The sequence below is a fragment of the Bradyrhizobium sp. Mp19 genome, assembly GCF_029952935.1.
Classification (GTDB): Bacteria; Pseudomonadota; Alphaproteobacteria; order Rhizobiales; family Xanthobacteraceae; genus Bradyrhizobium; species Bradyrhizobium elkanii.
Window position 1 is genome coordinate 1 of record NZ_JASAUT010000093.1, and the last position, 19,581, is coordinate 19,581.

19 protein-coding genes are annotated in these 19,581 nt (G+C 64.8%); 8 read left to right on the forward strand and 11 right to left on the reverse strand.

All coding sequences use genetic code 11. The features are described 5' to 3' along the window. Positions 1-258: 258 nt before the first annotated feature. Positions 259-1,212, reverse strand: coding sequence for a sugar-binding domain-containing protein (locus tag QJT82_RS42720; RefSeq protein ID WP_028343289.1), 954 nt, complete (start codon positions 1,210-1,212; stop codon positions 259-261). A gap of 9 nt (positions 1,213-1,221) precedes the next feature. Continuing rightward, positions 1,222-1,887: an HAD family hydrolase gene (locus QJT82_RS42725; protein ID WP_028343290.1), complete on the reverse strand. Its 666-nt coding sequence runs from the start codon at positions 1,885-1,887 to the stop codon at positions 1,222-1,224. Between the two features lie 184 nt (positions 1,888-2,071). On the opposite strand from QJT82_RS42725, the gene ybaL reads away from it, so the two are divergent. Both ybaL and QJT82_RS42735 read left to right on the forward strand, forming a co-directional pair. After that, the gene (ybaL, locus tag QJT82_RS42730) at positions 2,072-3,709 is read left to right on the forward strand and encodes a YbaL family putative K(+) efflux transporter (RefSeq protein ID WP_281446703.1); all 1,638 of its coding nucleotides are present in this window, start codon (positions 2,072-2,074) and stop codon (positions 3,707-3,709) included. Positions 3,710-3,751: 42 nt separating this feature from the next. Further along, positions 3,752-3,985 (forward strand): hypothetical protein, encoded by a 234-nt coding sequence (locus QJT82_RS42735; RefSeq protein ID WP_028343292.1) that lies wholly within the window; start codon positions 3,752-3,754, stop codon positions 3,983-3,985. A gap of 86 nt (positions 3,986-4,071) precedes the next feature. On the opposite strand, the gene QJT82_RS42740 is transcribed toward QJT82_RS42735, so the two are convergent. From QJT82_RS42740 to QJT82_RS42760, 5 genes are all read right to left on the reverse strand, one after another. Further along, the gene (locus QJT82_RS42740; RefSeq protein ID WP_028343293.1) at positions 4,072-4,296 is read right to left on the reverse strand and encodes a hypothetical protein; all 225 of its coding nucleotides are present in this window, start codon (positions 4,294-4,296) and stop codon (positions 4,072-4,074) included. Between the two features lie 51 nt (positions 4,297-4,347). Then, positions 4,348-4,623, reverse strand: a complete 276-nt coding sequence (locus QJT82_RS42745) for a chaperone modulator CbpM (RefSeq protein WP_028343294.1) — start codon at positions 4,621-4,623, stop codon at positions 4,348-4,350. After that, positions 4,620-5,522 carry a J domain-containing protein gene (locus tag QJT82_RS42750; RefSeq protein ID WP_028343295.1) on the reverse strand — a complete coding sequence of 301 codons (903 nt, stop codon included), beginning with the start codon at positions 5,520-5,522 and terminating at the stop codon, positions 4,620-4,622. The genes QJT82_RS42745 and QJT82_RS42750 overlap by 4 nt, the downstream gene beginning before the upstream one ends. Positions 5,523-5,647: 125 nt before the next feature. After that, on the reverse strand, positions 5,648-5,830 hold the full coding sequence (locus tag QJT82_RS42755) for a hypothetical protein (protein WP_028343296.1): 183 nt from the start codon (positions 5,828-5,830) through the stop codon (positions 5,648-5,650). 85 nt (positions 5,831-5,915) lie between these two features. After that, the gene (locus QJT82_RS42760) at positions 5,916-7,322 is read right to left on the reverse strand and encodes a YXWGXW repeat-containing protein (protein ID WP_080686900.1); all 1,407 of its coding nucleotides are present in this window, start codon (positions 7,320-7,322) and stop codon (positions 5,916-5,918) included. A 669-nt stretch (positions 7,323-7,991) separates the two neighbouring features. On the opposite strand from QJT82_RS42760, the gene clpB reads away from it, so the two are divergent. From clpB to QJT82_RS42785, 5 genes are all read left to right on the forward strand, one after another. Then, a complete protein-coding gene (gene clpB, locus QJT82_RS42765) occupies positions 7,992-10,604 on the forward strand; it encodes an ATP-dependent chaperone ClpB (RefSeq protein WP_028343297.1) in 2,613 nt (870 codons plus the stop codon). 101 nt (positions 10,605-10,705) lie between these two features. After that, the gene (locus QJT82_RS42770; RefSeq protein ID WP_028343298.1) at positions 10,706-10,960 is read left to right on the forward strand and encodes a DUF2171 domain-containing protein; all 255 of its coding nucleotides are present in this window, start codon (positions 10,706-10,708) and stop codon (positions 10,958-10,960) included. Positions 10,961-11,107: 147 nt separating this feature from the next. After that, complete coding sequence (locus QJT82_RS42775) at positions 11,108-12,169, forward strand: Dyp-type peroxidase (protein WP_028343299.1); 1,062 nt, start codon at positions 11,108-11,110, stop codon at positions 12,167-12,169. Next, complete coding sequence (locus QJT82_RS42780) at positions 12,162-12,977, forward strand: family 1 encapsulin nanocompartment shell protein (RefSeq protein ID WP_028343300.1); 816 nt, start codon at positions 12,162-12,164, stop codon at positions 12,975-12,977. The genes QJT82_RS42775 and QJT82_RS42780 overlap by 8 nt, the downstream gene beginning before the upstream one ends. Before the next feature lie 81 nt (positions 12,978-13,058). After that, positions 13,059-13,250, forward strand: coding sequence for a hypothetical protein (locus QJT82_RS42785; RefSeq protein WP_016842714.1), 192 nt, complete (start codon positions 13,059-13,061; stop codon positions 13,248-13,250). A gap of 9 nt (positions 13,251-13,259) precedes the next feature. Here QJT82_RS42785 and QJT82_RS42790 read toward each other — a convergent pair whose 3' ends face one another. Further along, positions 13,260-14,549: an MFS transporter gene (locus tag QJT82_RS42790; RefSeq protein ID WP_028343301.1), complete on the reverse strand. Its 1,290-nt coding sequence runs from the start codon at positions 14,547-14,549 to the stop codon at positions 13,260-13,262. Between the two features lie 118 nt (positions 14,550-14,667). Here QJT82_RS42790 and QJT82_RS42795 point away from each other — a divergent pair, with 118 nt between their 5' ends. Beyond that, the gene (locus QJT82_RS42795) at positions 14,668-15,879 is read left to right on the forward strand and encodes an amidohydrolase family protein (protein WP_028343302.1); all 1,212 of its coding nucleotides are present in this window, start codon (positions 14,668-14,670) and stop codon (positions 15,877-15,879) included. Between the two features lie 27 nt (positions 15,880-15,906). Here the strand turns inward: QJT82_RS42795 and QJT82_RS42800 are convergent, their stop codons facing one another. The 3 genes from QJT82_RS42800 to QJT82_RS42810 form a co-directional block, all read right to left on the reverse strand. Beyond that, positions 15,907-16,932: a cellulase family glycosylhydrolase gene (locus tag QJT82_RS42800; protein ID WP_028343303.1), complete on the reverse strand. Its 1,026-nt coding sequence runs from the start codon at positions 16,930-16,932 to the stop codon at positions 15,907-15,909. Then, entirely contained in the window at positions 16,929-18,218 is a 1,290-nt protein-coding gene (locus tag QJT82_RS42805) for an O-antigen ligase family protein (protein WP_028343304.1), read from the reverse strand. Before QJT82_RS42805 ends, QJT82_RS42800 begins: the two co-directional genes overlap by 4 nt. Before the next feature lie 75 nt (positions 18,219-18,293). Then, positions 18,294-19,148: a WecB/TagA/CpsF family glycosyltransferase gene (locus tag QJT82_RS42810; protein ID WP_051448067.1), complete on the reverse strand. Its 855-nt coding sequence runs from the start codon at positions 19,146-19,148 to the stop codon at positions 18,294-18,296. Between the last annotated feature and the right edge of the window lie 433 nt (positions 19,149-19,581).

Genomic DNA, 19,581 nt, shown 5'->3' on the forward strand with positions numbered 1-19,581 from the left:
TTTCCCCCGCCGCGACACCAGCGCATCTGCGAAGCTCGCTTGACCAACCTGCCGATACGCCATCCCCGCCTCCCCCTCAGATCGGTCTTAGAGAATCGCAGATTCGCCTTTGCGCAAAGCCCTCGCTTGCGGGGGAGGTCGGATTGCATCGGAGATGCAATCCGGGTGGGGGTTCTCTCCACGATATGACTTGAGGATAGACCCCCACCCCAGCCCTCCCCCGCAAGCGGGAGAGGGAGCGCAGCCGACTCGCGACGCCTACCGGTCGAGCACCGCGCGCGCGGTGGCCTCATCGGTGATGAGGCCGTTGATCACCCGGCCCGCCAATGCGGCCTTGATCGACGGCACCTTGGCGGCGCCGACCGCCGCGGCGATCGTGGTCGCTTCCGCGGGGATCTGCGGCGGGATGCTCGTCAGCCGTTTGTTGGTGCCGCCCTTGATCAGGCGGCCCTTCGCGTCATAGGCCCAGCCCGTCACCTCGCCGATCGCGCCGAGCCGCATCATCTCGAGCAGTTCCTCGCGGGTGACGAAGCCGTCGACATGGACCTGGGCCTTCTGGTCCATCTGGCCGATGCCGATCAGCCGCAGATCGGCCTTGGCGGCGACCGCCCTCACCCGCGCGATCGGGTCGATGCGCACCATGCGGTTGCGCTCGTCCTCGCTCGACATCAGGAACGGCAGCGGCATCGGGTAATGGCGCGCACCGGTGCGGTCGGCGAGCCGTCCCACCGTGTCGTAGAAGCTCGCCGAGCCGTCGGCGGAGATGTTGCCGACCAGCGAGACGATCTGGTGATCGGGCCGCTCGATCGGCGAGACCCGCTCGACCGCGGCGCGCACTGCGCGGCCGGTGCCGAGTGCGACGATCACGGGCGTCTCCGAGCGCAGCGTCATCTCCAGCAGATTGGCGCTGCGCTCGGCGATCCCCGCATTCGACAGCGGCGCCGCCGGATCGGTCGGCACGACGTCGCAATGCACGAGGTCGAACCGCGCCTTCAGCCGGGAGGCCAGCTCCATGCAGGCCGCGATGGGGTGTTCGAGGCGAAACGTGATCAGCCGCTCCGCCAGGCACAGCGACACCAGGCGCTGCGCCGAGGCGCGCGACACCTGCAGCATTTTCGCAATCTCATCCTGGGTATGGCCCGCGATGAAATAAAGCCAGCCGGCGCGCGCCGCATCGTCGAGGCGAGACTTTTCGTTGTCGGGCGCAGCCATCGTCTTGCGTCAGCCTTCCATCCAGAAATCCGTCATCGCGGCGAAGATTCGATCCGCACCGGCCTGCCGCAGCAGAGCACTGCCATCCGCCAACCGATAGTGGGCGCCGCCGACAAATCCCCACACTTTCATGCCGGCCGCCTTCGCCGCCATCACCCCGCTGACGCTGTCCTCGATCACGAGCGTGCGGCGCGACGTAGCGCCCATCGCGCTTGCCGCATGCAAGAACAGGTCCGGGGCCGGCTTGCCGTGCTTGACCATCTGCGCGGTGTAGAGCCGCGGTCCGAAGCTGGCGGCGAGGCCGGTCAGCTCCAGCGAAAACTTCACCCGCTCGAGATCGCTCGACGAGGCGACGCAATATGGCAGCCGCAATTCCTTGAGCACCGCCGCGACGCCGGCGATCGGCTTCAGCCGGGAGCGGAAGGTCTCACGGACCTGCAACGCAAGGTCAGGCAGAAACGTCGCGGGCAACGGCTTTCCGACGCCCCGGCAGTAGTCGACCAGGGCAGCGGTGCTGCGTCCGAGGAAGAGTTCGAGCGCCCGCTCGGTGCTCATCCCGATGCCGGCCTGCACCATCGCCTCGGCAAGGCAGCGGCAGCTCAATTCCTCGCTGTCGACGAGCACGCCGTCGCAGTCGAAGATGACGAGATCAGTCTCGGGAAGCCGCGGATCCATCCCGGCATGAGATCATATGCTCACGCCATGAGCAATAGATCACAGTTTCGCGCGGAATGCCGCGCCTCAAATGGTCGCGGTGCACCGCCAGGGATGCTGTGCAAGTCGGAGGCCAAGCGGTCTTAGGAAGACAAATATGTCTGGCAACTCCTTGGCTCACAGAACGACATGGCTACGATCCGACTTGGTTCCGCCACTGGTCGGTTATCTGCTCGCGGGCGTGGCCGTCGGTCCCTTCACGCCCGGCTTCGTTGCCGATCAGGCGCTGGCAACCGAGCTCGCGGAGCTCGGTATCATTCTCCTGATGTTCGGCGTCGGCCTGCATTTCTCGCTGAACGATCTGTTGTCGGTACGCGCGATCGCGGTGCCCGGCGCGATTGCGCAGATTGCGGTCGCCACGTTGATGGGCCTTGGCCTTGCGCTGTTGATGGGCTGGACCGTCGGCGCCGGTCTGGTGTTCGGCCTCGCGCTGTCGGTCGCAAGTACCGTCGTGCTGTTGCGCGCGCTGCAGGAACGCCGCCTGATGGACACCGAACGCGGCAAGATCGCGGTCGGCTGGCTGATCGTCGAAGACCTCGCCATGGTGCTGGCGCTGGTGCTGTTCCCGGCGGTGGCGAGCTTGCAGGGCGGCGATGGCGCGGCGCTCACCTCCGACCCCCTCGCCGCCCGTTTCGGTCTCGGGCTGACCGGCGTGCTGCTGTTGACGCTGATCAAGATCGCCGTGTTCATCGCGCTGATGCTGGTGGTCGGGCGCCGGCTGATCCCGTGGGTCCTGCACTACATCGCGCATACCGGCTCGCGCGAGCTGTTCCGGCTGACCGTGCTCGCGATCGCGCTCTGCATCGCGTTCGGCGCGACCAAGCTGTTCGGTGTCTCGCTGGCGCTCGGCGCTTTCTTCGCCGGAATGATGCTTCGGGAATCACCGCTCAGCCAGCGCGCGGCCCAGGAAACACTGCCGCTGCGCGATGCGTTCGCGGTGCTGTTTTTCGTCTCCGTCGGCATGCTGTTCGATCCATTCAGCTTGGTGCGCGAGCCCTGGCCGTTCGCAGCGACTTTGTTCGTCATCGTGGTCGGCAAGTCGCTCGCCGCCCTTCTGATCGTCGTGTTGTTCCGTCATCCGATGGCAACCGCCCTGATGATCTCGGCGAGCCTCGCCCAGATCGGCGAATTCTCCTTCATCCTGGCCGAGCTCGGCGTTGCGCTCAATCTGCTGCCGAAGGCCGGCCGCGACCTGATCCTGGCGGGCGCGATCGTCTCGATCATGCTCAACCCGCTGGTGTTCGCGGTGGTCGACTGGCTGACGTCGCGGCTCGAGAAGCCGCAGACTTCCTCGCCAACCGCCGCAGCTTCTGAACCATTCCCAGTCACCGAATTGCAGGATCACACCATCCTGGTCGGCTACGGCCGGGTCGGCAGCATCGTCGGCGATGCGCTGCATCAGCGCAGCGCGCCGTTCCTCGCGGTCGAGGCGTCCGACGACATGGTCGCAAAGCTCAAGGAGCGGGGCATCGAAGCCCTGATGGGCAACGCCGCGCGCGCCAGCGTGCTGCGCGCGACCAATCCGGCCGCCGCGCGATCACTGGTCATCGCGATTCCCGAAGCCTTCGAGGCCGGCCAGATCGTCGAGCAGGCGCGCGCCGCGAATGCCGATATCCAGATCATCGCCCGTGCGCATTCCGACGCCGAGGTCGATCATCTCAAGGCACTTGGCGCCGACATCGTGATCATGGGCGAGCGCGAGATCGCCCGCGGCATGATCGAGGAGCTCGACAAGGCACGTCCGGGGACTGTGCGAGCGGCCGAGCAGGATTCAGCAGCCTGAGACGATGCGCGCCGCGCGTCACGCGATGAGGGAGATCAAGCGATGGCCTTCAAGAGCCCGCACGTATCGCTGGTGTCGTTCTCGGTCGAGATCGGCGCCGCGGACACGACAAACGTCATGCAGATCGAGACCGACCTGCATCTGAACACCCGTCATCCCAGCTATGACGCGGCCGCCGTGGAGCGGCTGGTGCGTGACGCACAAGCCTATCTCGCAGGCAATGCCGGTCAGGTCACCCGGATCCGGCTGGTCTCCACCCGCGGCGGCCAGACCTGACGCGTCTTTATTTGAGCATGATCACCGCGCAAACGCTTCGCGTTTGTCGCGAGGGAAAACCGGCCTCCACTTTTCCGGATCATGCTCTAGCCGCCAAGAAATGCCGGCGCCAGATCCTCCTGCACGATGATGTTGGCGGCTTCCGTCGTCAGTTCGCTGCCGACGAGGTCAAGATTCTTGGCGGCCTCGAACAGCATCGAGCGGACGTCGTCCGGCGTCAGCACGCCTTTCGCGATCAGCTTGCGCACCAGCGCCTGCAGGATAAGAACGTCGATCTCGCCATGCGCCAGCGGCGGCGGCTTGTCCGTCATGATCGTCTCCCAGGCTGATCTCAAGGCTGAGGTTCGTCGTAAGTGAAGCGCCTAGCGCGGTGGTGACGCGATATCCTTGTGCAGTTGCTCGAACGCACGGCGCAGGCCGTGCAGCTGATCGACCAGATGGAGGATGACGTCGATGCCCTCGTCGTTGACGCCGAAGTCGCCCTTCAGGTCCTGGATCAGATGCGCACGCGCCACGTCGGTATCGGAGAAACTGATCTCGCTGGCGGTCTCGTCCGGCACGAGCCATTGCTGCTCGATCCAGAACTCCAGGGTCTGCACCTCCAGACCTGCACTGGTGAGGAACTGCTGCTTGTTCATGATGCACCATCCTCGCGCGGATCGAATGCCTTTCGATCCCAGTTCGACACAAACGCCTCGAGCTCGGGATCGGGTCCCTTGGGCAGGACCACCTTGAGCTTGACGAACTCGTCGCCATGGCCCCCGGCGACGCGGGGCGCGCCCTTGCCGCGCAACCGCATGGTCGTGCCGGTGTTCGATCCCTTTGGAACTGTCATGGTCACGGCACCGGTCGGCGTCGGAACGCGGACTTTTCCGCCGAGCACGGCCTCGGACAGCGAGATCGGCAATTCCAGCGTAATGTCGTCACCCTCGCGGGTGAAGCGCGGGTCGGGGCGAACCTCCACCTCGATCAGCGCATCGCCGGGACCGCCCTTGCCGCTGCCGGGCATGCCCTTGCCGCGCAGACGAATGATCTGGCCATCGACGAGCCCCGGCGGGATCGTCACGTCGAGCGTACCGCCGTCGGGAAGCGTCAGCCGCTTGCTCGCACCGGTGATCGATTCCGCGAAGTCGATCGCGAGAGCGTAATGCAAATCGCGGCCGCGCCGGTTGGCGCGCGCCTGCTCGCTGCGCCGGAGCAGCTCGGCGAATGCATCGTCCTGGTCCATGTAATCGGCATAGCCGGAACTGTCGGCATAGGGATGCCCCGCATCGGCGGTCGCGAAATCCCTGTAGTAGCGATGCTGCGGCCGCTCGGCGCCATCAGCATCGATCTCGCCGGCGTCGAAGCGCTTGCGCTTCTCGGCATCCGAGAGCAGATCGTTCGCAGCAGCGACTTCCTTGAATTTGTCTTCGGCCGCCTTGTCACCCGGATTGAGATCCGGGTGCAGCTTCTTCGCCAGCTTTCGATAGGCCTTCTGGATATCGGCCGCAGACGCCGTCGGGGCAACGCCAAGAACCTCGTACGGATTTCTCACAACCTGCTCCGCAACACCGTGAGTGCACCTGCAATCATGAGGGCGCAAAAGCAGGCGATTTGCAAGTGCGCAGGCGCGCCGCCCGGAAGCGGCCGACGCAACATGCGCTCACGTCACATGACGAGCTAGGATGTATGTCCGGGGTCCAGATAGTTCGGCATGTTCTTTTGCTGCTGCGGCGTCATCTTGGCGGTATCCGCCTTGCCCGGCACGCCCCGCGGACCGAGCAGGGCGCGTTGCATATCGTCCTCGCTCAGGCGCGGCTTGCCATCGTCGAGCTGTCCATCGCCACCGTGACTCTGTGCCATGACCAACCTCCAGTGATGATCGCTTGTGCACAGGCGGGACAATACTGCGCTCCGCCGGAACGAGCCAGCGGAGCGCGGACGTGCCTTAGTGTTGCTCCTGCCGCTTCTCCTCCGCGGGATGACCTGCCGCGGGCGCAGCATGCGGAGCGGCGTGCGGCTCCGGCCGTGCGGCCGGCTGGGGATGGGCAGCCTGCGGATGCGGCTCGGGGCGCGCCATCGTCTCCGGGCGCGCTTCCGGCCTTGCCGCAGGCTCCGGTCGCGCTTCGGGCTTCGCTGGCTCAGGCCGCGCAACGGGCTTCGCGGCAGGCTCGGGACGCGGCTCTTCCTTGCGCACCTCTTCGGGCCGCTTCTCCTGCACGGCAGGCCGCGCCGCTTCTGCAGGATGCGGCTCAAGCTTCGGCTCGGCGGCAGGCGCTGCGTGCTTCTCTTCGACCGCGGGCCTGTTCACTTCGGCGGGCGGATGCGCCGCAACGCCCTTCTCGGGAACCGGAAGCGCGCGGGATCCGGCAGGCGCCGGTGCAGCAGGATGCGGCTCAGCCTTCGTCTCGGGAGCAGGTGCCGCGCGCTTCTCCTCGGCCGCGGGCTTGTTCGCCTCGGCCGGTGGATGCGCCGCCGGAAGCTCCTTCCCCGGGACCGGGAGCGCGTGGGAAGCAGCCGGTGCTGTTGCGGGCGCGGCTGCAGCTCCCGGATGCCCCGGCTCCCCCGCCGCCGGCCGCGCAGCGTTGGCAGGCACCGCCTCGCCGGCCGCGCGCGCGCGAACCACGCCCGGTCCCTTCAATTCGCCGGGACGCGCCGTTGCGGCGACGGCGGGCACGCCATTATTGGTCCGCTTGAACAGGCTCGGATCCTGGCTTGCGGTCTCGACCTGCTTGCGTTGCAACGGCGTCGCCGCGAAGTGCTGCTCCTTGGCGATCGCGCGATCGGCCGGCGTCGGCCGCACCTCAATGCCGCCGCGGCCGCCATTGTAGCTGACGTTGTTGACGGTGGTCTGATTGATCGTGACGTTCTTCTCGTAGACGTTGGTGATCCGCGCGCCCTGCAGATTGTTCACGGTGCGATTGTAAAAGAAGTTGCCGTGATCCCAACGGCCGCCTTCATAGCCTGAACCGCCGTAGCCGAAGCCGTAATTGACGCCGCCGTAGAAGCCGACGCGATCACCCCAATAGCCCTGATGGAAAATGAAGCCGCCGCCGAACGCGCCCCAGTAGCCGGGCGTCCACAGCAGTCCGACCCGCGGCGGCTGCACCCAGGTGCCCGGCACCCAGTAGTAATCGCCGCGATCCTCGTCCCACGACCAATTGCCCGGCGACCACATGTAGCCGGGCCCGGGCACCGGCGGCTGATCGTAGGTCGGCAACGGTGGCGGCGCGGTCTCGACGGCAGAGACCGGCGCGCATGCCGCATCCTGCGCGATTGCGGGCGCCGCCGTCGCATAGAACAGCGCCGTGGCAATCGCTGCACACGACACGGTCGAAAGGAGACGAGTTGTCATTGGGAGCCTCTTCGATGAGCACGTTCAACGTGAGACGGAACAAAAGTTCCGTGCATCGGCAATGCACCGACACACTTCATCGCTAGCGCCTTGACCTTACACCAGCCTGAAACGCATCGACGCAAACGGAAACGCGCTCACGCGGCTATTCATGGTCGGTTCAGAGTGCGCCGTGATGCAACGTTGCGAGATTCAGTGGAACATCGCGCGCTGCTTCTCTACATCATCGAGCGCGCTGCGCGAAACGCGACGTGATCGATTCCGACAGCGTGTCCCGAACATGACTTGGGCCTTTGTGCGATCACAGCGATCCATGCTCATCCAGCGCTCGCTTCGCGAGCACAGCGATCCATCGAACCGCAATCAGCACGATGCGTGCACCCGGCTTGCCGGCGCGGCCGTAGCAGTGCTCCCGGATGAGTGCCAATGACGAACATCAGCCCTCGCAACGGCTTAACCGCAGCATCCCGGCGGTCGCGCTCCGCGATTGACACTCCCCTGAAAGGACCACACGATGCGAGATGCGACGGCCTTTGGCCCGCGGTTTTTCCGCCGGCGCAATTGCACGGGGCTGTTGCATGATGGATGTCATCGTTCCGCCATCTGTCGCCGGCGGGACTGCGTGGCTGACTTGATCTCGACGAGCCTGCGTTGCCTTGAGGTGCCACGATGAACATAGAAAAATATACTGATCGCGTTCGCGGCTTCATTCAGTCGGCGCAATCGCTCGCGATGCGCGAGGGGCATCAGCAGTTCTCGACGCTTCACATCCTGAAGGTGCTGCTCGACGACAATGAGGGCCTCGCAGCCGGTCTGATCGACCGCGCCGGCGGCAACTCGCGCGCCATCCTCAAGGCGACCGAAGACGCGCTGGCGAAGGTACCGAAGGTGAGCGGCGCCGGCTCGGGACAGATTTACCTGGCGCCGGAGACCGCGCGCGCCTTCGCGGCGGCCGAACAGGCCGCCGACAAGGCCGGCGACAGCTTTGTCTCGGTAGAACGCCTGCTGCAGGCCCTCGCTGCCGACAAGGACAGCGAGGCCGGCAAGCTGCTCGCCAAGGGCGGCGTCAATCCGCAGAACCTGAATGCGGCCATCAACGCGCTGCGCAAGGGCCGCACCGCCGACAGCGCGTCGGCCGAGAACGCCTATGACGCACTGAAGAAATACGCCCGCGACCTGACCCAGGCCGCGCGCGACGGCAAGCTCGATCCGGTGATCGGCCGCGACGAGGAGATCCGCCGCACCATCCAGGTGCTGTCGCGGCGGACCAAGAACAATCCCGTGCTGATCGGCGAGCCTGGCGTCGGCAAGACCGCGATCGTCGAGGGCCTCGCGCTGCGCATCGTCAATGGCGACGTGCCGGAAAGCCTGCAGGACAAGGCGCTGCTCGCGCTCGATCTCGGCGCGCTGATCGCCGGCGCAAAATATCGCGGCGAGTTCGAGGAGCGGCTCAAGGCGGTGCTGCAGGAAGTGACCTCAGCCGAGGGCGGCATCATCCTGTTCATCGACGAGATGCACACGCTGATCGGCGCCGGCAAGGGCGACGGCGCGATGGACGCATCCAACCTGTTGAAGCCCGCGCTCGCCCGCGGCGAGCTGCACTGCATCGGCGCCACCACGCTCGACGAATACCGCAAGCATGTCGAGAAGGACGCGGCGCTGGCGCGACGTTTCCAGCCGGTGTTCGTCTCCGAGCCGACGGTCGAGGACACCATCTCGATCCTGCGCGGCCTCAAAGACAAATACGAGCAGCATCACGGCGTACGCATCGCGGATTCGGCGCTGGTCGCCGCTGCGACGCTGTCGAACCGCTACATCACCGACCGCTTCCTCCCCGACAAGGCGATCGACCTGATGGACGAGGCGGCGGCGCGGTTGAAGATGCAGGTCGACTCCAAGCCGGAAGAACTCGATTCGCTCGACCGCGAGATCATCCGGCTCAAGATCGAGCAGGAAGCGCTGAAGAAGGAGACCGATCTCGGCTCCAAGAGCCGCCTGCAAACCCTCGAGAAGGATCTTGTCAATCTGGAAAAGAAGTCGGCGGACATGACATCGAAATGGCGGTCGGAAAAGAGCAAGCTCTCCGATGCGCAGAAGATGAAGGGCGAGCTCGAGCAATTGCGCACCGAGCTTGCCAATGCGCAGCGCAAGGGTGAATTCCAGAAGGCGGGTGAGCTGGCCTATGGCCGCATTCCCGAACTCGAGAAGAAGCTTGCGGCTGTCGAGGCCAGCGAGACGTCGTCCGCCAGCGAAACCGTGACCGCCGACAATATCGCGCAGGTGGTCTCGCGCTGGACCGGCGTGCCGGTCGACAAGATGCTGGAGGGCGAGAAGGACAAGCTGCTGCGCATGGAGGAGATGCTGGGCAAGCGCGTCGTCGGCCAGGCCGAGGCGGTCCGCGCGGTGTCGACCGCGGTCCGTCGCGCCCGCGCCGGCCTGCAGGACCCGAACCGGCCGATCGGCTCGTTCATGTTCTTGGGTCCAACCGGCGTCGGCAAGACCGAGCTAGCGAAAGCGCTTGCCGAATATCTGTTCGATGACGAGACGGCGATGATCCGCCTCGACATGTCCGAATACATGGAGAAGCACTCGGTCTCGCGGCTGATCGGCGCCCCGCCCGGCTATGTCGGCTATGACGAGGGCGGCGCCCTGACCGAAGCGGTGCGGCGGCGGCCTTATCAGGTGGTGCTGTTCGACGAGATCGAGAAGGCGCATCCCGACGTCTTCAACGTGCTGCTGCAGGTGCTCGACGACGGCCGTCTCACCGACGGCCAGGGCCGCACTGTCGATTTCCGCAACACGCTGATCATCATGACCTCGAATATCGGCGCCGAGTACCTGGTCAACCAGCCGGAAGGCCAGAGCACGAGCGCGGTGCGCGAGCAGGTGATGAACATGGTACGGGCGCACTTCCGCCCGGAATTCCTCAACCGCATCGACGAGATCATCCTGTTTCACCGGCTGCAGAAGAGCGACATGGGCCGCATCGTCGAGATCCAGTTCTCGCGGCTGCGCAGGCTGCTGGAGGATCGCAAGATCGAGCTGGAGCTCGATCCGAGGGCGCGCGACTGGCTGGCGGAGAAAGGCTGGGATCCGGCTTACGGCGCCCGCCCGCTGAAGCGGGTGATCCAGCGCAGCGTGCAGGACCCGCTTGCGGAGATGATCCTTTCCGGCGACGTGCGCGACGGCTCAGAGGTAAAACTCTCGGCCACCAAGGCCGGCCTCACCTTCAACGGCAAGAAGCCGGAGAACGCGGCGGCGAACGAATTCGAACCGGTGTGAGACAGGCCGGATTGCCCACGACGCGCTGTCATCGGCGCGTCGTCTGCCGGCATCATATGCAAGCCGACCATACAAGCTGACCTGCAACCAGGGAGAGCGCCATGACGCAGCACCAGATCAAGGACAACATGGAGGTCATCGGCGCCGATGGCGTGCATGTCGGCACCGTCGATCACGTCGAGGGCAACCGCATCAAGCTCAAGAAAAGCGACAGCGACGGCTTCCACAAGGGCCATCACCACTTCATCGAGCTCGGCTTCGTGGCGGGTGTCGAAGGCTCCAAGGTTCGGCTCTCGGCCAACGCCGCGATTGCGGTGACGCTCGAGGAAGAGAAGTCCGGCAAGCCCGTCGATTGAGGCAGGTACCTCTGCAAGCGCGTGAGCCATTCGAGCCCTTGTAAAGGCTCCACCGGCATGCTCCTCTGCCCTGTCTGGACGCCGATCCGGCGTCCAGCGCCTGCCTTTTGTCCTCGTGGAAGTGCCGTCTTAGTCAAGGAGACATGCGTGCCATCAGCCGTTCCGCAACCGGTCGCTGCGAAGCTGACGCGCGCGGCCATCTTCCTTGCGGTCACGCTCAAGCCCAATCCGGAATATGATGCGGTGGTGCGGTCGCTGTGCGCCGACCTCGGCGCGCTGCTGCGCGCGGTGGGCTTCCGCGATCTCGAGGGCCGGCTGTCATGCGTCATGGGCATCGGCTCCGACGCATGGGACCGGCTGTTCGGTGCGCCGAAGCCGAAAGGTCTGCATCCGTTCCGCGAGATCAATGGCGTCCACCACGCCGTCGCAACGCCGGGCGACCTGCTGTTTCACCTCCGCGCCGTGCCGATGGACCTATGCTTCGAGCTGGCGACCCAGATCATGACGCGGCTCGGCGATGCGGTTGCGACCTCCGACGAGGTGCACGGCTTCAAATATTTCGACGAACGCGACCTGCTCGGCTTCGTCGACGGCACGGAGAATCCGGAAGACCAGGCGGCCACCGACGCCACCATCATCGGCGACGAGGACGCGGCGTTTGCCGGCGGCAGCTATGTGATCGTGCAAAAATACCTGCACGACCTGAAGAAGTGGAACGAGCTGCCGGTCGAGATGCAGGAAAAGATCATCGGCCGAACCAAACTGTCCGACATCGAGCTCGACGATGCGGTGAAGCCGAGCTACGCGCACAACGCGCTGACCACGATCGTCGAGAATGGCGAGGAGCTTGATATCGTCCGCGACAACATGCCGTTCGGCAATATCAGCAAGGGCGAGTTCGGGACTTATTTCATCGGCTATGCCAAATCCCCGCACCGGATCGAGCAGATGCTGGAGAACATGTTCGTCGGCAAGCCGCCGGGCAATTACGACCGTTTGCTCGACTTCAGCCGCGCCGTGACCGGCATGCTGTTCTTCGTCCCGTCGGCGACCTTCCTGGAGGACGTCGCGAGCGAGGCGCCGGCACCCTCGCCCGCCGAGCCGTCTCTGGATGACGCCGGGGCCGACGATACACCTGCACCAGGAATACCGCCGTCCGACGGCTCGCTCGGGATCGGCTCGCTGAAAGGAGAGGCTGGACATGAATAATCTTCATCGGGGACTCGCCCCTATCTCGGACGCGGCATGGGCCCAGATCGAAGAGGAGGCCTCGCGCACGTTGAAGCGCCATCTGGCGGCGCGCCGTGTCGTCGACGTCGACGGTCCGAAGGGAACGGATTTCTCCGCGGTCGGCACCGGTCATCTCAAGAAGATTGCGGCGCCGGGCGACGGGGTCGAGGCGACGCAACGCGACGTCCAGGCGCTGGTCGAGCTGCGCGTGCCGTTCGAGCTCTCGCGCCAGGCGATCGACGATGTCGAGCGCGGCGCGAACGATTCCGACTGGGATCCGCTCAAGGATGCCGCGCGCAAGATCGCCTTCGCCGAGGATCGCGCGGTGTTCGACGGCTACGCGGCCGCCGGCATTCGGGGCATCCGTCAGGGCACCAGCAACCCGGTGCTGACGCTGCCGTCGAGCGTCAAGAACTATCCTGCCGTGGTCGCGCAGGCGGTCAGCCAGCTGCGGCTTGCCGGCGTCAACGGTCCCTATACGCTGCTGCTCGGCACCGAGCCCTATACCGCGATCGGCGGGGCGACCGACGACGGCTATCCGGTGCTGCAGCACATCCAGCGCCTGATCGACGGCAAGATCATCTGGGCGCCGGCGATCGAGGGCGGCGTGTTGCTCACCACCCGCGGCGGCGATTTCCAGCTCTCGATCGGCCAGGACCTTTCGATCGGCTATCTCAGCCACTCGGCGAAATCGGTTCAGCTGTATTTCCAGGAGACCATCACCTTCCTGATGCTGACGAGCGAGGCGTCGGTGGTGCTTGCGCCGGAGGCGAAGAAACCCGCCTAGTCTTACCGGCGTTGACTCATCCGGGAAGTCTCCGGCCGTGGCCGGAGCTTCCGTTGAACTGCAACGGAGAGGAGGCGCGCAATGGACTACGATCTCTACATCAATCCGAAGAAGACATCGGTCGGTCTTTATGTCCGCAAGGGCGCGGGTCTTCCCGACCTTGCCGATGCCAAGGACTGGGTGTTCGACGGCACCTCGGCGCAGGCCAATCTGCCGCCGCAGCTCGTGAAGGAAATCGAGGCCAACGGCCACGCCTTTCGCGACATGAATTAAGCGCGGGCGCTACTTCTCGCCGACCTTCACCGGGGCGGTCTCGGGCATCAGGCTCATCGCCACGATGCCGACCGCCGCCGCGAGCAAGAGGTACCAGGACGGCGCCAGCGGATCCCCTGACACGTGCAGCAGCCACGTGACCACAAGTTGCGCGGTGCCGCCGAACGTCGCGATGGCGACCGCGTAGATCGTGGCAAACACGCCGCCGCGAATGTTCTGCGGCAGCGCTTCGGTGAAGGCGGCATAGAACGCCGTGAACGGCAGCGATCCAATGAACGACAGGATACCGAAGCCGAACAGAAGCGACCACGCACCGGGGTCCTGGACGATCCACAGGAAGGCCGGATAGGTCAGCACCAGCACGACCAGCTGCGGCCAGATCATGATCGGCTTGCGTCCGAGCCGGTCGGCAAGCCAGCCGCCCAGCACCGCGCCGATGATCTGCAGTCCGTTGCTGACCAGCGAGACCGTGAACGCCAGCGACGGCGACACATGCAGCGTGTTCTTGGCGTAGGTCGTCATGTATTGCGTCACATAGGTCGAGATCGTGCCGCTGGCCAGGATCATCACCGCCAGCACGATGACGCGAAGATGCCGGCGCGCCAGCGCCACATGGCTCGCGCGTTCGACCTGCCCGGCGACGTGCTCCCCATGCGAGACCGTTTCCGGCAGCGTGCGGCGCATCCAGATGCCGAACGGCAGACAAACGGCCCCGAGCAGGAACGCGATGCGCCATCCATAGGCCTGCAGCATGTCGGGCGCCATCGCACTGCTCAGGATGACACCGACAAGCGCCCCCACCGTCGCCGCGATCTCCTGGCTGGCCGGCTGCCAGGCGACCACGAGGCCGCGGTTCCTCGGTGCAGCGATCTCGATCAGATAGGCCGTGGTCGGCCCGACCTCGCCGCCGAGCGCAAATCCTTGCACCATCCGCGCCAGGATCACGATGATCGGCGCCACAATGCCGATTGCGGCATAGGATGGCGTCAGCGCAATGGTCAGGATCGCGCCGCCCATCAGCGCGAAACTCAGCAGCATCGCCGGCCGCCGGCCGACCCGGTCGGAGAAGATGCCGAGCACGACGCCGCCGATCGGCCGCGTCAGGAAACCGGCGCCGAAGGTCGCAAGCGACAGCATGAGGCTGCCGTATTCGCTATGCGCGGGGAAGAAGGTGCGCCCGATCTCGGTCGCAAAGAAGCTGTAGGTGATGAAGTCGTAGAACTCCAGCATGTTGCCGATGGTCGCGGCAAAGGCTGCGCGCTTGACATCGAACTGTTCCCTGCTCGCAATCTCCGGCAACGCTCTCGGTTCCTTGTCTGCTGGTGCGAGCGGAGTATTATTCCTCCGACCATGTTAGGCAAGGCATGGAGAGCCGCGCGATCTGCATGCGACGCAAGCGACAAGAGGAACAGATCCGATGCCAGCCGACAAACTCTTCATCAATGCCAGGTTCGGTGACGGCACCAGCCGCGATCTGCTGGTCCGTGGTGACCGCATCGTTGCGATTGAGGCGAAAGGCGAACGCTCGAACGGGATCGAGATCGTCGATCTCGGCAATGCGCTGGTCGTGCCCGGCTTCGTCGAAGGCCACATTCATCTCGACACCAGTTTTTACGGCGACACCTGGCGGCCGCACCGTCCCTGCACCGACGGATTCGACGTCCATGAGCGGGTGGCGTTTCAGGCCGAGAACCTTGCCGCCGCCGCGCCGATGGACGTGCGCGCGCGGAACCAGCTCGACCTCTGCATCGGGCATGGCACGACGCAGATGCGCAGTCACGTCATGGTCGACGGTTCGGTGGGGCTGAAGTCGCTGGAGACCATCCTCGGGGTTCGCGAGGAATACAGGGATTTGATCGATATCCAGCTCGTGGCGTTTCCCCAGAACGGCATCCTCACCAGCCCCGGCACGCCGCAACTGCTCGACGAGGCCATCAAGCTCGGCGCCAATGCCGTCGGCGGGCTCGATCCCGCCAGCTTCGACCGGGACGTCGAGGGCCATCTCGACGTCGTGTTCGGCGTAGCGCAAAAGCACGGCGCCGATGTCGATATCCATCTTCATGACGGCGGCATGCTTGGCGCCTTCGAGGTCGAGCAGATCGCGGCGCGCACGCGTGCGCTCGGCATGGAGGGCCGCGTCACCGTCAGCCACGCTTACGGGCTCGGCGACATTCCCGCCGATGCGCTGAAGAAGACCGCCGACAGTCTGGCGCGCTCGGGCGTGGCGATCATGACGAATGCGCCGGGCAGCCGGCCGTTCCCGCCCGTCGCGCTGTTGCGGAAAGCCGGCGTCACCGTGTTCAGCGGCAACGACAACATCCGCGACTCCTGGTGGCCCTTTGGCGACGGCGACATGCTGGGCCGTGCCATGATGATCGGATACCGCTCGGGTTTCTACACCGATGAGGAGCTCGCGATCGCGTTCGACATGATCACTACGGCCGGCGCCAAGGCGCTCAGGCTCGAGGACTACGGCCTGCATGCGGGGGCCAAGGCCGATTTCGTGACCCTGAACGCCGTGCATATCCAGGAGGCCGTGGTCGCGCGGCCGTCCGGGCGTTCCGTCTACAAGGGCGGCGTGCTCACCGCGCGGGACAATCGCGTCGTCAAGGCCGCCGGCCGATCCTGAATCGGACGCTGCGTCCAATCGAACGGCTTAGCGGACCGGAGGGATGATCGCGCGGAGGATGTCCGCCTTCCAGCGTTGCCGGGCGCCGTCGAATGCCGCAAAATCGTGGTCGAACTGCCAGTAAGCCCACGCCCAGCCATTGCGTTCCGCGCTTCTCGCCATGAACGACAGATACGTCGCGCGGCTCTCCGCGGGCGCGCGTTCATAGACACCGAACTCGCCCAGATAGATCGGGCGCTTCTCCTTCTCGGACCAGGACCGGATCTTGTCGAAATCGGCCGAGGCCCTGGCTTCGTCTTCCGCAGAGCCCCAGCGCAACGGACCGATCTTCGAGAAGGTCGGCGACCACGGCGCGCCCTGATGGGTGAATTGCAGCGGCAGGTAATAGTGGAAAGTGACGATCAGGTTTCGGTCGCTGGCCGGTAGCACCAGCTGATCGATCGGCAGCTCCTCGGTGTTCAGGATCGCGACCACGACATTGCGCTTCGGGTTGGTATCCCGGATGATGGCAAGACAATCGTGGAGCAGCGCATTCCATTCGGCCGAGGTCATGTTGCCGCCGGGCTCGTTCAGGATCTCGAACACCAGCGCCGGGTATTTCCCCGCATAGCGCGATGCGATCTGCCGCCAGAATGCCCTGAGCTTCACGCCGCATTCGGCCACGTCGCGTTGGCAGAGATCGGTGTCGTGCTCATCGAGGATCGGAACGAGCCTGCTCGCCAGCGCCTGCTCGATCACGGCATCGAGGCGCCGCAGGACGGCATCATCGAGGATGTTGCCGGAATCCATATGCCTGAAGCCGAAGAAATTGATCCGGACATGGGAAAAGCCGGCCTTGCGAATCGCGGCGAGGTTTTCCAGGCGGAACGGCGCGTTCCGGTAGCCTTCCCAGATGCCGTCATAGCCGAGAATATTGATGCCGCGCCCCAATGCCGCGACGTCCAGCGATGCCCCCTGTCCCGCAGCGTTCACCGGCGCGATCAGCGGGACAGCAAGCGCCGCCGCCGCCAGCATGACGAAGGCTCTTTGCAGAAGCAATCGGAACGCGGTCATGGCTGCTCCAACTCGCGCGGCTCTACGCGCGACGACGGCACCGGCCGGCAAATGGCGAGGAAGAAGGCGATCAGCAGCACCGACGTGAACATCGTCGAGCGAAGGAAGACCGTCTCGGTGAAATTGGTCTGGCAGTTGAGGAAGACGAACCCGATGATCAACGCGCAGTGCAGGCGGTCGATCGCCCGCCCTGCGATCAGGCAGAGCACCTTGTAGGAAAACAGGAAGACGCTCGCCGTGAACAGGAAATAGCCGAAGAATCCGGTCTCGACGAGAATGGCGATATAGCCGTTGTGATAATTGTCGAGGACCCAGCCGTGGTTCTGGTTGAAATAGTCGTAGATCGCCGGATTGGTCCAGAATCCGTTGATGCCGAATCCGAGCAGCGGCGCGTCATCGAAATGGCTGATGGCGTACTGCCAGATGAAGGTTCGCTCGGTGAAATCGATCGTCGTGTCGAAGGCATGAATCGAATCGTATCCGGTCGCGTAGAAATACAGGATCAATAGCGCTGCCGCGACGCACATGACACATGGCAGCATCGCGTAGACCTGCATGCACCGGACCGACCACAGGGAGGTGATCAGCAGCGCGCAGGCAACCAGCGACAGGGCGCCGGCGCCGCGCGACTCCGAGAGCATGACGCAGGTGGAGGCCAGCACGAACGTCACGAGGAACGGCAGCCATCCTTGTCCCGTTATCTTTCGATAACAGGCGAAGAACATGAGATAGGCGCCGGCGAAGCCCAGGGTTTGCTTCGACTCGAAGACGCCCTGCCACTGCCCGTTGTGCATCCAGGTCTGATCGACCCCGATGTCCGGGAGGACCACCGCACAAAGCGCAGAGGCCGCGATCAGCACGAACAGGCCGCGGGTGGCCGATGTCACGATGTCGTCGATATCGACGCGGGTGATCATGCAGAACGCGCCAAGCGTCGTGATCGCGAGCGCTGCGGCCTTCATCAGGGCCGCCACGCCGAGGTTGGTCCACAACACGGAGATAGTGGCGAACGCATAGAACGCGACGATCACGAGCGTGTCGAGATTGAGGGCCAGCCGCAGGCACGGACGGATGAACAGGCTTGCGTAGATCAGGACGCCCCACATCAGCAGGGCGACGGCCTGCTGCACAAGGGTCAATTCGGTCGGAAGCAACGCGGCGTGGAAGGTCCCCATCGACATGATCACATTGATGGTGATCGACCAACCGACGACGGTCCTGGCGAAATTTTCCGCCCCGACACCGGGTGCCTGCCAGATCGATCCGTCGATCGCACGTCCGTCCATTCGGTTGTACTCCGCTCATGGAATGAGCCTGCTGCTCCGGTGGATCGGAGCGGCACATTGCACTCGTTAGAGGCGTCAGTCCTTCGCTGACGAGGATCGAGTGCGGTTGAACAGCAGATAAAGCGCGTGCGGATTGGTCGTCAGGTAGCGCCAGAACAGCCGCCGCGGCTCGAGCCACAGGCGCCAGGCCCATTCGAGACCTACGATCTGCATCCATCTCGGCGCACGCGGCCGCGAGCCGGACAGGAAGTTGAACAGCCCGCCCGAGGTCTTGATGACGCCGACATTGCCGAGCCGAGGCATGAATTCGTCGACGAAAGCCTGCTCATAGGGCACGCCGAGCGCGACCCAGAGGAAATCAGGCGCAAGGGCATTGATCTCGTCGACCTTGGCCCGCAGTGCGTCGCCGCGCAGATAGCCGTGCGAATGGCCGACGATCTTGAGTGCCGGATAGGCCCGGCGGACATTGGCAATGGCAGCCTTGTTCTCGGCTTCGTTGGCGCCGAACAGATAGAAGGTCAGCCCGAGCTCTTCCGCCTTGCGTGCGACGTCGTGAAACAGATCCGTGGTCGCGACGCGCTCGGGAAGCGGATTCGGCGACCGGAGCTTGGACACCATGACCAGCGGTTGGCCGTCGGCATTGACCAGGTCGGCGGTACGGAACAGCCGGTCCGTCATCGGCTCGGTCGAGCAGCGCGACAGCACCTCGCCGTTGGCGGAGGTCAGATACAGCGGACGATTGGCACGCCGGCTCGGATACACCGCCTCGACCATGAACTCGGCGGTCTGCTCGCGATCGAGCACGGCGAGCCGCAGTCCACCGATGGTTGCCCGGGGAACACCGGCAGTCGCAGCCCTGCCGACAGGATTGATGCGCCGCTCCCGCGCGCCGTGTGGCAATGATCCGATCTGCGCCGGCGCCGAGGACATCTGCTCGGCCCGCGATATGTCGCAAATCCGGACAGGTGGCGCAGCCATGTCCGAATTGAGACACCGAGCCGGCTTGCGGTCGGCCTGCGGGAACGAAATTGCGTAGGAAGCGCGGGTTTTTTGGCTGTGACTCAGCATTTCGGCGGGACTCCAGGACTTGCGAGCCCTTAACTGCAATATCCGGTCCAGACCGTGTGCGATTATCTCACCACGGCGCGATTGAGCTGATCCTTAAGGGATTGTTAACGATGCTGATCCCTGGGACGCGGCCACGTTGAGTTGACGGCCGATCGCAGCCGATGCGATGAAGGCAATGGCACGACCCAGCAACAATGTGCAAAGGTCGACGCATTGCATTAGGGTCTGTACCTAAATAGCGCCACGTGATTCTCTTGCCTACGTGTTGATTCGGGGGCGAGAGAATGCGCGCTGG